At 51.4% G+C, this 13,346-nt stretch carries 14 protein-coding genes and 1 riboswitch; of the genes, 13 read left to right on the top strand and 1 reads right to left on the bottom strand.

Annotated features, from left to right (window positions below):
• Positions 1 to 314: 314 nt before the first annotated feature.
• Positions 315 to 569: an AbrB/MazE/SpoVT family DNA-binding domain-containing protein gene (locus tag L691_RS0127175; protein ID WP_025693331.1), complete on the bottom strand. Its 255-nt coding sequence runs from the start codon at positions 567 to 569 to the stop codon at positions 315 to 317.
• A 311-nt stretch (positions 570 to 880) separates the two neighbouring features.
• Between L691_RS0127175 and L691_RS0127170 the strand changes: the two genes are divergently transcribed.
• The 13 genes from L691_RS0127170 (at position 881) to L691_RS0127110 (ending at position 13,248) form a co-directional block, all read left to right on the top strand.
• Positions 881 to 2,167 (top strand): HD domain-containing protein, encoded by a 1,287-nt coding sequence (locus tag L691_RS0127170; RefSeq protein WP_025693330.1) that lies wholly within the window; start codon positions 881 to 883, stop codon positions 2,165 to 2,167.
• 39 nt (positions 2,168 to 2,206) lie between these two features.
• Entirely contained in the window at positions 2,207 to 2,977 is a 771-nt protein-coding gene (locus L691_RS0127165) for a TatD family hydrolase (RefSeq protein WP_025693329.1), read from the top strand.
• A gap of 197 nt (positions 2,978 to 3,174) precedes the next feature.
• Positions 3,175 to 3,409, top strand: a riboswitch (cyclic di-AMP (ydaO/yuaA leader).
• Between the two features lie 280 nt (positions 3,410 to 3,689).
• Positions 3,690 to 4,814, top strand: a complete 1,125-nt coding sequence (locus tag L691_RS0127160; RefSeq protein ID WP_025693328.1) for a 3D domain-containing protein — start codon at positions 3,690 to 3,692, stop codon at positions 4,812 to 4,814.
• Positions 4,815 to 4,976: 162 nt separating this feature from the next.
• Entirely contained in the window at positions 4,977 to 5,528 is a 552-nt protein-coding gene (rnmV, locus tag L691_RS0127155) for a ribonuclease M5 (protein ID WP_025693327.1), read from the top strand.
• The gene (gene rsmA / locus L691_RS0127150) at positions 5,525 to 6,409 is read left to right on the top strand and encodes a 16S rRNA (adenine(1518)-N(6)/adenine(1519)-N(6))-dimethyltransferase RsmA (protein ID WP_025693326.1); all 885 of its coding nucleotides are present in this window, start codon (positions 5,525 to 5,527) and stop codon (positions 6,407 to 6,409) included. The genes rnmV and rsmA overlap by 4 nt, the downstream gene beginning before the upstream one ends.
• A 69-nt stretch (positions 6,410 to 6,478) precedes the next feature.
• Positions 6,479 to 7,378: a sporulation peptidase YabG gene (gene yabG / locus L691_RS0127145; protein WP_025693325.1), complete on the top strand. Its 900-nt coding sequence runs from the start codon at positions 6,479 to 6,481 to the stop codon at positions 7,376 to 7,378.
• A 151-nt stretch (positions 7,379 to 7,529) separates the two neighbouring features.
• Positions 7,530 to 7,805: a biofilm formation stimulator Veg gene (veg, locus tag L691_RS0127140; protein ID WP_025693324.1), complete on the top strand. Its 276-nt coding sequence runs from the start codon at positions 7,530 to 7,532 to the stop codon at positions 7,803 to 7,805.
• 172 nt (positions 7,806 to 7,977) lie between these two features.
• Positions 7,978 to 8,154, top strand: coding sequence for a small, acid-soluble spore protein, alpha/beta type (locus L691_RS0127135; RefSeq protein WP_025693323.1), 177 nt, complete (start codon positions 7,978 to 7,980; stop codon positions 8,152 to 8,154).
• Between the two features lie 229 nt (positions 8,155 to 8,383).
• Positions 8,384 to 9,238, top strand: a complete 855-nt coding sequence (gene ispE / locus L691_RS0127130; protein WP_025693322.1) for a 4-(cytidine 5'-diphospho)-2-C-methyl-D-erythritol kinase — start codon at positions 8,384 to 8,386, stop codon at positions 9,236 to 9,238.
• Positions 9,239 to 9,334: 96 nt separating this feature from the next.
• On the top strand, positions 9,335 to 10,162 hold the full coding sequence (gene purR / locus L691_RS0127125; protein ID WP_025693321.1) for a pur operon repressor: 828 nt from the start codon (positions 9,335 to 9,337) through the stop codon (positions 10,160 to 10,162).
• A gap of 185 nt (positions 10,163 to 10,347) precedes the next feature.
• A complete protein-coding gene (gene spoVG, locus L691_RS0127120) occupies positions 10,348 to 10,632 on the top strand; it encodes a septation regulator SpoVG (protein ID WP_025332586.1) in 285 nt (94 codons plus the stop codon).
• 166 nt (positions 10,633 to 10,798) lie between these two features.
• Positions 10,799 to 12,199 carry a bifunctional UDP-N-acetylglucosamine diphosphorylase/glucosamine-1-phosphate N-acetyltransferase GlmU gene (gene glmU, locus L691_RS0127115; RefSeq protein ID WP_025693320.1) on the top strand — a complete coding sequence of 467 codons (1,401 nt, stop codon included), beginning with the start codon at positions 10,799 to 10,801 and terminating at the stop codon, positions 12,197 to 12,199.
• Positions 12,200 to 12,294: 95 nt separating this feature from the next.
• Positions 12,295 to 13,248, top strand: coding sequence for a ribose-phosphate diphosphokinase (locus L691_RS0127110; protein ID WP_025693319.1), 954 nt, complete (start codon positions 12,295 to 12,297; stop codon positions 13,246 to 13,248).
• The last annotated feature ends 98 nt before the right edge of the window (positions 13,249 to 13,346 follow it).

Here is a 13,346-nt window from a genome sequence, read left to right as displayed (position 1 = left end):
AGCGAATCCCGGAGGGAGAGCGTTGGAAGAGCGCCGTCAGCACGCATGAAAGGCCCCGAGGCTGATTCCGCAAGGAATCCAGCCGAGAAGGGCCGCTCCTCCGCCCCAAGCCACTAGATCCCGCCAATATTCTGCATCTATCCAACAATTGCGGGTGTCCAGAGGGCGCGGCCCTTGGGGTCCTCCCCTTTGGGGAGGATTTAGGAGGGGCCCCCCACATAAAAAAAGTTGCCCCCCGCATTCACGGGAGGCCAAGGGAGATATAAAAAGGTTAGAATTAACAATTTGATTAGTCCTATTATAACTGATTTATCTTAATTTGTCACAGGGGCAGGGATAGTTGAAATACATTCATTGCAAACAATTTTTCCTTTGAAGTAAGTAACGTTCTCAGCGTTGCCGCAGAAAATGCAGGCGGGCTCATATTTTTTCAACATGATCCGTTCACCGTCGACATAGATCTCGAGAGCATCTTTCTCTCCAATACCCAGCGTGCGGCGCAGCTCAATCGGAATGACAACCCGTCCCAGTTCGTCTACTTTTCTTACAATGCCCGTTGATTTCATCATAACAATCATTTCTCCTCTCAAATAATCAAAAAATGTCATTATTCGACAATCTTCTCTGTTTTATGATACATATAATACCAACCATTCCCAAAACAGTCAACCTCTTTTTAACGGGTGAATTATTTTTTAGCTGCAATTGGCTCTCAGGAAGGGTTTATCTTCAAATGGTTGGATAACTATTCATAATATACAATAAAAATGTCGAAATGGAAACCGAAAAATCTACTTTTTTCGACAAAAAATGACGATATAGCTTTTCCTCATAAAAAAGTATCAGAAAATTTGTTGTTAAGGACAAAGGAGTTGATTACATGCAGCAGCCGCTCACTGAAGAAAAAGTATTTAAAGACCCGGTTCATAATTATATCCACGTACAAGATTCGATCATTTGGCGCCTGATTAATACGAAGGAATTTCAGCGTCTTCGCCGCATCCGCCAGCTTGGGACGACTTACCTGACCTTCCATGGAGCCGAGCACAGCCGGTTCTCCCATTCGCTTGGAGTATACGAAATTACGCGGCGCATTATCTCCCAATTTGAACGCAGCGGTTATAAAGATTGGTTCCCGGAGGAAAGGCTGGTTGCGCTGTGCGCGGCGCTTTTGCATGATCTGGGACACGGACCGTTCTCCCATTCCATTGAAGAAGCTTTTCAGATGAATCATGAAGACTGGACCTGTCGCATTATATTAGAGGATACTGGAATTACCGAGATTTTGAAGGAAGTAGAGGAAGATTTTCCGCAAAAAGTGGCTTCGGTCATCCGCAAAAACTATGAGCATGATATTGTTGTCAATTTGGTGTCGAGTCCGCTGGATGCCGACCGGATGGATTATCTGCTGCGCGACGCTTATTATACCGGGGTTAACTACGGAACGATCGATATCGACCGTATTTTGCGGGTGCTACGTCCTTATCACGGGCGGGTAGTGGTGAAGGAATCGGGAATGCATGCGATTGAGGATTATTTAATGTCGCGGTACCAGATGTACTGGCAGGTCTATTTCCATCCGGTAACGCGCAGCTCGGAAATTATTTTGCGCCAGGTATTCCGCCGGGCCAAGCAGCTGTTCAAGGAGGGTTACTCCTTCCGGTTTATGGTTGAACCGCTGATTGATTTATTTCGCGGCGAGGTGAGTGTGCAGCAGTATTTGCAGCTGGATGAAGCACTCGTACAGGCAACGTTTATGCAGTGGACCTCGGAACAGGATGAGCTGCTGAGCGACTTGTGCAGCCGCTTCATTCATCGTAAACTGTATAAATATGTTGAGATGGAAAGTCTCGACATGGAGACAATTGATGACATTCGCCGCAGCTTCGCCTCGGCTGGACTGAACCCGGAATACGACCTGGAAGTTGATTTTCCGACAGATTTGCCCTACGATGTATTTCGGCCGGAAGAGGGCTTTCACGGCAAGCAAATTCTGCTGCTCGATCGTCAAGAGAGACTGCGTGAAATCTCCGAGGTGTCGGACATCGTCCGCTCTATAAGCGGGATTCACCGCGGCCGTTACCATCTCTATTATCCGCAGGATAAGCTGGAAAAAGCGCTGCCTATGCTTCCTGAATCCATTAAGGAATTATTTGATTTACGTTAAGAAATATACGCCAAAAACCGCAAAAAGGGGGAAGCGGATATGCAGCTTTTCGACACCCATACCCATTTGGATGCTTCACATTTCGACGGAGACCGCGAAGAGACGATTGCCCGCGCCCTGGAGGCGGGAGTCTCCAAAATGGTTAATGTCGGCTTTAACCGGGAAACGATTCCGACCACAATGAAGCTCGCCGAATCCTATGATTTTATTTATGCGGCGGTAGGCTGGCATCCGACAGATGCCATTGACATGCAGGACGGAGACCTCGATTGGATTGCTTCGCTGTGCAGCCATGACAAGGTTGTCGCCATTGGAGAAATAGGGCTCGATTACTACTGGGATACTTCCCCTAAGGAGGTCCAGCATACGGTGTTCCGGCGTCAGATTGGTCTTGCACGCGAGCTGAAAATGCCGATTGTCATTCATAACCGGGATGCTCATGAGGATGTGGTCCGCATTCTCCGTGAAGAAAAGGCAGCGGAAATCGGCGGGATCATGCACTCCTTCTCGGGCAGCTGGGAGACAGCCAAAATGTGTCTGGATCTCGGCTTTCACCTTTCCTTTGGCGGACCGATTACGTTCAAGAACGCCCGGGTGCCGAAAGAGGTGCTGGCGCAAGTTCCTCTGGACCGTCTGCTGATCGAAACGGACTCACCTTACTTAACGCCCCACCCCTACCGGGGCAAGCGAAATGAGAGTGCTCATGTCAGATTGGTGGCAGAAGCTGCAGCTGAAATTAAGGGCATCGAAGTGGAAAAATTGGCGGAAATTACGTATGCGAACGCACTGGAACGATTTGGAATTCGCTGAAAACGGGAGAAAACTGGCTAAAAAAGTGAGGATGAGCGAAGGATTAAAGTTTTTTAACGAAAAAACGGTTGTTTATTACAATAATTTAACCAATTTTTTTCGCAAATCTGGTTGATTGACGCTTTACAACATGCATCGAAACAGGATATCATCGTTTCAGTGCAGTGAGCTGTTGTTGCAGTGACAGCCACTGATCATAAATCGTCTCGCTGAGTCTCCGTCTGGAGAACGGGGGAACCGATATCGCCTTGCTGAATGCTCTTAGCCCGCACATTGGACACAACAAGTTGCGTCGCAGGCTGTATTTGATTTCTTCACGTGGTCTTTGGGGTGAATTTGAAGGCAGCCGCCATGAGCGGTTGACCTGAGATAGGGCGTCTCTCTTTCGTCCAAACCCGACAGCTAACCCCGTAAGCGCAAGTAAGAGAGGAAACCTCGTGCGTTGGCCGTTTATTCGGACATTTCCGGAAGCCACGAAAGAGTCCTCTGATCAAGACTCTTTTTTTAGGCTTCTTTTTGTTTGGGAATAAACGAGCTCTGCCTATGAACTGTTATATAACAGGCGGATGCATGCCATGCCGGGCAGGCGATTTATGAGCGGGATACGACCGGACTTGAATCATATCGTGTTCTGTCACAATCTCTAGTAGCTTCGCCGGGTACAGTCTTGCGATTTATATTTCAGGCGGACTATGTAAGGAGGATGTAGAAAATGGGCGTATTCCAACCAGAGGTATCCCATGGTTCGCAATCATCCAGCAGGTCTAATGCATTTAGGTTATGGTGGGAGCAAGTGAATATACGCGCATGGTCTTTGCGTGCGTGGTCACTGGCGGGCGTGATCGGGATAGCAATCGCGCTGCTTATTACACTGTATATACGCTCTCAAAGCAGCAAACAAATCATTTTGGAGATAGACGGGAAGGTTCACACTCTGGAGACGCGTGAAGCGCTTCTGGGGGAAGCCCTGGGCAAACAACTGATCCCGCTCAAACCGTATGATAAAATTTCGGCGGGCCTTAGCGATCGGATTGAAGACGGCGACAGGATCGTCATTGACCGGGCACAGGAGTTAATTTTGACTGAAGGCGGAAAGACAAAGACGCTGTATACGACCGAGGATACAATCGGTCAGGCCATTAGCAGCCTGGGCATCGCCCTGGGGGCCCACGACAAGGTATTTCCTTCGCTAGACACCGCAATTACCGCCAGAACGGAAGTCAAGGTTATCCGCATCAACAAGCAGGTTGTGAAGCGGATGAAAAGCTTGCCTTTCCGAGTAATCAAGACGGCGGACCCCTCCCTCACCGCAGGGAAAGTACGAGTAGCGCAAGCCGGTAAGCCGGGCGTAATAGTCCAGCATATTGAGAAAACCTATCAGGACGGTAAGTTGGTCTCAATGCGCATGGTTGGCAAAGAGGTGCAGACGGTGACCAAGAATAAGGTTATCGCCGTAGGCACGAAAGCCGTTCCCAAACCCGCTGCCGTGAACATTTCTTTTTCCAGCAAAGCAGGCGTAAACTTCGAATACAAAAAAGTAATCAAGAACGTTTCAATGACCGCATATTCCTCGGAAGAACCGGGAATCGGCACGCGAACAGCTTCCGGAACACGCGTAACGGAAGGCCGGACCATAGCTGTGGACCCTCGTGTGATTCCAATCGGTTGGTGGGTATATATCGAGGGACTGGGATTCCGCCGCGCAGAGGATACAGGAGGCGCTATCAAAGGCCATAAGATTGACGTTTATTATGATTCATTGAGCCATGCGCGCAGTTTTGGCCGTAAGTCGTGCGCCGTTTACGTCATCGGTCCGGTTAAACCGGAGCTGGATTAACAGCCGTATTTATTTTGCAAATTCAGCGGCAATACGCTATATTGATGTAAGCTCATCACTTATATAATCTCAGCCATAAAGAAGGGGAGCGAATCCTCTTCTTTTTGCTTTATTTTTAGGGTAATGGCGGCAGCGCAGCCGCTGTGGGAGGAACACTAAACAATGATTAAAGAATTGATTGTCGTGGAAGGCAAAAGCGATACCGCTGCCGTCAAAAGAGCGGTCGATGCCGACACGATTGAAACCGGCGGTTCGGCGGTGGATAAACGGGTAATCGCCAAGATCGCCCTTGCAGTAGAGCGGCGGGGCGTCATTATCCTGACCGATCCGGACCATGCGGGAGAACGGATACGCAAGATTGTCTCCTCGAAGGTGCCGGGGTGCAAACATGCCTTCATTCCGGAGGAGGACGCAACGTTAAAGGGCGATATCGGTGTCGAGAACGCCTCGCCGGAAGCGATCCGCCATGCGCTGGAGAATGTGCATACTTCCTTCGAGGGAGCGCCGATTCTGATTGAGATGGAAGACCTCATGGCTGCGGGTATGATTGTGCATCCTAAAGCTGCGCAGCGGAGAATGGCGCTTGGCAATATACTTGGCATCGGTTACTGTAACGGCAAGCAGCTGTACAAGCGGTTGTCGATGTTCGGTATTACGCCTGAAGAGTTTGCAAAAGCGGTTGCGCAAATTGAGCAGGGAGGTCTATCCTCATGAGCGGAAGGGAAGAAATTTCGTCCCCGAGACGTACCAAGGAGATTATTGCGGCTCACGGATTTTCGTTCAAGAAAAGCTTGGGCCAGAACTTTTTGATCGACCAAAATATCTTAAATAAAATTGTAGACGCAGCTGGTCTGGGTAAGGATACCGGAGCTCTTGAGATCGGTCCCGGCATCGGCGCGCTTACTGAACGTCTGGCGCAGACAGCGGGGGCTGTGACGGCCGTAGAGATCGATCAGCGGCTGATTCCGATTCTGCAGGAGGTGCTGTCTCCGTATCCGCATGTAAAGGTACGCCATGCCGATGTGCTAAATGTGGATCTGCATGAACTGTTCGCCGAGGATTTCGCGGAAGTAGGCAAGGTCAGCGTAGTCGCTAATTTGCCTTATTACGTGACGACTCCGATTCTGATGAAGCTGCTGGAGGAAAAGCTGCCGCTGGCGAACATTGTCGTGATGATTCAAAAAGAGGTCGCCGAGCGGATGGCGGCGTCGCCGGGAGGCAAGGATTACGGCAGCCTGAGCATTGCCGTGCAGTATTACAGCGAGCCCGAACTGATCTGCACGGTGCCGCACACCGTATTTATTCCCCAGCCGAATGTGGAATCGGCCGTCATCCGGCTGAAGGTCAGAGAGCGCCCGCCTGTCGAGGTGAAGGACGAGCAGCATTTTTTTGAAGTGGTGCGTGCCTCCTTTACACAGCGGCGTAAAACCATATCCAATAATTTGAAAGTCCGCTTCTTTCCTGGTGAGGGCAGAGAACGGCTGGAGGCGCTGCTCGGTGAGGCCGGAATTCAGCCTTCCCGCCGCGGCGAGACGCTAAGTCTGGCGGAATATGCGCGTTTAAGCGACGTGCTGCTTGCGGCAGGCATTTCATAGAACTTAAAAGGCCAAAAGATGAACCAACCGTGACCTTTGCCCATACGATGGGTTAGAGGTGATGTTCTGATGAATTTGGGAGATTTGGTCGTTCGAAGATCTTATGGCGGTGATGTGACTTTTCGGGTGGAGCATATAGTGCGAAATCAGGCCATCATCAAAGGAACCGAATTTCGGCTGCTGGCGGACGCTCCGCTGGATGATCTGGTTCAGGTGCCTGCTGAGGCCATGACGGAGCAGGGACAGCGCGCACGGATCAAAGCGGCGGAATCGCTGACGGAGCTGAGAAAGGATCAGCAGGAGCGGATCAGGCTTGGCGCCTTGAGTCCGGCGGGGTTTTGGGAGCAGACGCCCAAGGAGGCCTCTTACTTTGAGCTTCCCGGAAAAGTGCTGCATCTTGACGGCGATCCGGGTTATTTGAGTAAAAGCCTCAGCCTGTATGAGCAGCTGCGTATTCCGTCTGAAGGTCATCATGTGCGGGAAGCGGAGATGGCCTCCATGCTGTATCGGCTGCTGCCCAGAGTCCGTCCCAATATTGTGGTGCTTACGGGTCATGACGGTGTACTAAAGTCACTGCCATCTTACGATCTGCACAGCTTAAGCAGTTATAAGAATTCGCAAAATTTCGTTGCTGCCATTCGGGTGGCCAGAGATTACGAACGCCACTACGATGCGCTGACGGTAATCGCCGGCGCCTGCCAGTCGCATTTCGAAGCGCTGCTTGGGGCCGGCGCGAATTTTGCCAGTTCTCCGGGACGCATTCTGATTCATGCGCTGGACCCGGTGTATGTCGCGGCGAAAGCCGCTCTGACTTCCATAAGGGAAACGATCAACTTAAGCGACGTGCTGAATCATACGATCAGCGGCAGCCAGGGAGTGGGCGGGGTCGAAACCCGAGGAAGCTTGCGGATTGGCATGCCGCGTCTGCAGGATTTATCTACGCTGAAAGTAACACCTTCCGCCATATAAAAGGCCCGAAGCCTAAGTCCTCTTGCTTGTCCATTCGCCCCTAAAAATATCGTTGACAAACATAACTGGCATCTACTATAATATTTTGTTTGATTTGACATATTGTAATAAAGAGGTTATAATGGACAAGGAAAGAGGTGGTCTTCAGGCAATGGCTAATAACGCGCTGTTGGAAATTAAACGCAGTCTCGAAGCTCATGTCGGTTCTAAGATTACGTTACGAGCAAACGGCGGTCGGCGCAAGACGGTCGAGCGCACCGGTGTCCTGGAAGAAACGTACCCTTCTGTATTTATTGTCAAACTGGATCAGGAGCAGCAGTCATTGGGGCGCGTCTCCTACAGCTATGCCGATATTCTTACCGAGTCCGTGGAGATTATGGTATGTGAGGACGATGTGCGGATGCCGCTCATGCATGCCAAAGCGTAACTCTTTATTCATAAACAGCCTTTCCTTGCTTAGGGAAGGCTGTTTTATATTGTACGCCCAGCATGGGCGTCATCTTTAGGGTGAAACAGCGGAAAGTGTATGTTCAAGGGAGAGGCAATCCATACTAAGACGGCATTAACTCATCATTATTAACCCATAAGGAGGATGCCGCATGAGCCGCAGAAGACGTAGCATGATGTCCGAGGAGCTGAAGACGGAGCTGGCAAAAGAGCTCGGCTTCTATGACACCGTGGAGCGCGAGGGATGGGGAGGAATCCGGGCGAAGGATGCCGGGAACATGGTGAAGAGAGCGATTCAGCTTGCCGAGCAGGCTGCGCGCAAATCTTAGGGCAAGAAATAGCCGAAAAGCGGTAAGGAAGGCGGGGGCTCCCAAGCAGGGTGTCCCCTTTTTGCCTTAAACGAGAAACGGATGCCCTCCTCCTGCGAGGACGACGCAGCCGCTTCTTCTTGGTTATAACGCTTTCATCCAAGGGCTGAACTCGGAATGGACTTCGTAACAAGATTTTCATATAATATGTTAAGTTATTTTAGGGAAAAATGAGAGTAGGGTGAACGCCTTGAAAATGTATGAGAAAGCGCCGGCCAAAATCAACCTGATGCTGGATGTGCTGCACAAGCGGCCGGATGGATTTCACGAGGTGGAAATGATTATGACCATGGTGGACCTCGCAGACCGGCTGGAGATGTCCGAACTGCGGCGGGATACCATTATTATATCAAGCCAGGCGGGTTATATTCCGCTGGATGAGAAGAACCTGGCGTTTCAGGCGGCGAAACTGTTAAAAGAGCGTTACGGGGTGGGACAGGGTGTACATATCCATCTGGACAAAAAAATACCGGTTGCCGCCGGGCTCGCCGGCGGGAGCAGCGACGCCGCGGCTGCGCTGCGCGGTCTGAACCGGCTCTGGCGGCTTGGCTTGCCCGGCGAAGAGCTGCAGGAGCTTGGCGCCGAGCTTGGCTCGGACGTGCCCTTCTGCGTCACCGGAGGAACTGCCCTGGCAACCGGCAGAGGGGAGCGGCTTACCCCCATCGCAAGCATGCCCCAATGCTGGGTGGTGCTGGCGAAACCGCCGATTAATGTATCGACGGCAGAAGTCTATGGCAAGCTCCGGGCGGACCGCATTGCCGTTCATCCTTCCGCTCGGCTTATGCGGGAGGCGATTGAAGCCGGGGATTTCCAGGCGGTGTGCGGGAGGCTCGGCAACGTGCTGGAAGAGGTAACCTTGAAGCTGCATCCTGAGGTGCAGCAGCTCAAGGAAGCGATGATCCGGCTCGGCGCCGAAGGCGTGCTGATGTCCGGCAGCGGCCCGACTGTATTCGGGCTTGTGTCTAAGCAGTCCAAGGTGGCTAGAATTTATAACGGGCTGCGCGGGTTTTGCAAGGAAGTCTATGCCGTACGTTCACTGACTTGACGGGGGGAGAACGAATTATAACGGCTTCCCTTGTGTAAACCCGTACAAAAGTGATATATTTCTCTATAAATATTCGGTTTTGACGAGGAGCCTCCCGTGAAGAAACTTAAAAGAAGTCAGCGTTTAGTGGATATGACCCAATTTTTACTTGAAAAGCCGCATGAACTTCTGCCGCTGTCCACCTTTGCCGAGCGGTATGGAGCGGCCAAGTCCTCAATCAGCGAGGATCTGGCGATTATCAAAGAGGTATTCGAAGGCGAAGGCATGGGCGAGCTGCAGACTCATGCGGGAGCGGCCGGAGGAGTGAAGTTCATCCCCCGTATGCCTATGGAGATAGCGCTGTCTTTTGTCCACGGGCTGATCAGCGAGCTGGAGCATAGCGACCGGATACTGCCTGGAGGATATTTATATATGTCGGACCTGCTCGGACAACCGTCCCTAATGGAGCAGGCGGGCAAGATTATTGCCACCGCATTTTACGGCGTACCGATTGATACCGTGATGACGGTGGAAACGAAAGGGATTCCGCTTGCTTACGCGACGGCCGCGCAGTTGGGGCTGCCGGTTGTGCTGGTGCGCCGGGATCATAAAGTAACGGAAGGCTCGGCGGTCAGCATCAATTATGTGTCGGGCTCGCATAAGAGTATTCATACGATGTCACTGTCCAGACGCGCGCTTAAGGAGAAGTCTCGTGTGCTGATTGTTGACGATTTCATGAAAGCGGGCGGAACGGTTGGCGGAATGGTTGATCTGCTCGGCGAATTCAACGCGGAAGTGGCCGGCGTCGGCGTTCTGGTGGAATCCGATGCGGTAGGGTCAGAGGAACGTCTGCTGCATGACTATGTTTCCTTGGTCAGACTAGGCGAGGTCGATCCGAAAGAGCGGCGCATATCCGCGTATCCTGGCAATTTCTTTTCCATTTAAGGACCGTAAAATATGTCGATTTCGTGAGAAAACCATCGGAATTCGGCAGAAAAGCGTTGAAAACACTGTTTTGTCAAATTTATCTGCTAAGTAAGGGATTTTCTGGTATGAAAAAGAAGGAGTTTGCGCACCTGTGTGGAATTATACACCCAAGTCTCTGATGGAAAAAGGTGGTGAACACACACATGCAAATTACGGATGTCAGACTCCGCCGCGTCAACTCTGAGGGGAGAATGAAAGCAATCGCATCCATTACCATCGACAACGAGTTTGTTGTTCATGACATTCGCGTCATTGATGGCAACAATGGAATGTTCGTTGCAATGCCCAGCAAGCGCACGCCGGATGGGGAATTCCGTGATATCGCGCATCCGATTTCTTCCGGAACGCGTGAGAAGATCCAAACCGCAGTTCTTGCAGAATATGATCGCGCGGCAACGGAAGAAGAAGTGATTGAAGAAGGAGCATAAGTAACGGCTCCTTGGTATGCGGCTCTCATTATCGGGCATAGGTGTCGGATATGCAATTCGAATTGGGGTTCGAAGAAAAGAGAACGATCCTTTGGATGGTTCTCTTTTCTTTTTGCCCGGAATGAGATATATTCAGTAATGAGTTTAGAGTAGGAGGTTGGCATTCTTGAAAAGAATGGCTGTTGTTCTAGCCGCAGGCCAGGGCAAGCGCATGAAATCAAAGTTATACAAAGTGCTGCATCCCGTTTGCGGAAAGCCTATGGTTGGGCACGTGCTTGATACAGTTAAAGCAACCGGCTGCGAGCGGAGCATTGTTGTTGTCGGACATGGCGCTGAGGCGGTCCAAGCTTATTTGGGCGATTCTGCGGAATACGTGCTGCAGGAAGCTCAGCTCGGAACGGGTCACGCCGTAAAGCAGGCCAAGGATTTGCTGGGCGGGGAAGAAGGTACGCTGGTTGTAGCATACGGTGATACACCGCTCATTACCCCGGAAACACTGACCAAGCTGATGACGCTGCACGAGGAACGCAAGGCGGCGGCCACTATTTTGACGGCCGTTATGGAAAACCCTGCGGGACTTGGACGGATTATACGCACTGAGGACGGAGAGCTGCTGAAGATTGTGGAGCAGAAGGATTGCACGCCCGCCGAGGATGCCATACGTGAAATCAATACCGGAATTTACTGCTTTGACAACGCCAAGATGTTTGCCGCCTTGGACAAGGTGACGAACCATAATGCCCAGCAGGAATACTATCTGACCGACGTTATCGGTATTCTGCGTGAGCAGGGAGAGCTTGTGCTCGCCTTCCAAACGGACGATGCCATAGAATCGATCGGTGTGAATGACCGCGTGGCGTTATCTGAAGCCGAGTACCATATGCGCCAGCGCATCGCCCGCCGTCATATGCTCGGCGGCGTAACGATTATAGATCCATCATCTACTTATATAGGAGCCGAAGTCACCATCGGAGCGGATACGGTGATTTATCCGGGAACGCTGCTCAAGGGTAGTACCGCAATCGGGGAAAACTGCATTATAGGCCCCTCCAGTGAAATTGAAAACAGCCGGATTATGGACGGAGCCCAGGTCAAGTATTCCGTACTTAACGAGGCTGAGGTCGGCGCACGGACTTCCGTTGGGCCTTTTGCCTATTTGCGCCCGGGAAGCGTGCTTGGCGAAGACGTCAAGATCGGCGATTTTGTAGAGATCAAGAAAGCCACGATCGGCGACGGCTCTAAAGTTTCGCATTTAAGCTATGTCGGAGACGCTTCTGTCGGCAAGAACGTGAATGTCGGCTGCGGGGCGATCACGGTCAACTACGACGGTTTCAATAAATCGATAACCGAAATCGGGGACGACGCTTTTATTGGCAGTAACGTCAACCTGATTGCTCCCGTCACGGTGGGCAAAGGCGCTTATGTTGTGGCCGGTTCCACCATTACCAAGTCGGTCTCCGAAGGGGATTTGGCCATTGCCAGACAGCGTCAGGAGAACAAGCCGGGCTATGCGGATAAAATCCGGTCCCGGGCAAAAGCGAAAAAGGGTCAGTCTCATCCATCGTAAGTGCGTATGATGTGCCTGGCGCCGGGTATTTTCCGTGCCACGGCATATTTTGACAGATAAATTCAATTGAACCGATCACGGAGGGTTTAACTTTTATGGCTTATCTTGATTCCAAGTTAAAAATTTTCACCTGTAATTCCAATCCCAAGGTCGCGCATCAAATTGCCGACTACATTGGGATTCCGATGGGCGAGTCGCATACGACAAGCTTCAGCGATGGAGAAATTCAGGTCAGATTGTCGGAGAGCGTACGCGGCTGCCACGTCTACATTGTTCAATCCACCTGCGGTCCTGTGAATGATAACCTGATGGAAATGCTTGTCATGATCGATGCGCTGAAGCGCGCCTCGGCCAAGAGTATTAACGTGGTTATCCCGTATTACGGCTATGCCCGTCAGGATCGCAAGGCCCGTTCGCGTGATCCGATTACGGCGAAGCTGGTGGCGGACCTGATCGAGACAGCGGGTGCGCACCGCGTGATTACCATGGACCTGCACGCCATGCAGATTCAGGGCTTCTTCAACATTCCGGTCGATCATATGCTCGGCGTACCGATCCTGGCGCAATATTTCCGCTCCATGCAGATCCCGAATCCGGTCGTTGTATCTCCGGACCACGGGGGTGTGGTTCGGGCGAGAAAGCTGGCCGATTTCCTGAACGCTCCGCTCGCTATTATTGACAAGCGCCGTCCTGAACCAAATGTCAGTGAGGTTATGAATATTATCGGGAACATCGAAGGGAAGACAGCGATCGTTATCGACGATATCATCGATACGGCGGGTACGATTGTGCTTGGAGCCAATGCTTTAATGGAAGGCGGAGCCAAAGAGGTGTACGCTTGCTGTACGCATCCGGTACTCTCCGGTCCGGCGCATCAGCGGCTGGAGAATTCGCCGATTAAAGAGGTTGTAGTTACCGATTCGATTCCTATTCGCAGCGAGAACCCGACTTCCAAGCTAAAGGTGCTTTCCGTGGCTCCTCTGCTTGGCGAGGCGATTATCCGGGTGCATGAAGAGTTGTCCATCAGCAAGCTGTTCGAGATCGAATAGAGATATGCAGAAATATAAGGCGATGGACAAGCGCGCAGCTTACAGCCTTATATTTCGAAGGCAGGGTTACAGCTCCTTTTGGGGAGATGTAACCCTTG

It is taken from the genome of Paenibacillus zanthoxyli JH29 (assembly GCF_000520715.1).
In the GTDB taxonomy this organism is placed as follows: Bacteria; Bacillota; Bacilli; order Paenibacillales; family Paenibacillaceae; genus Paenibacillus_AQ; species Paenibacillus_AQ zanthoxyli.
This window is presented reverse-complemented; position numbering and strand designations above follow the sequence as displayed.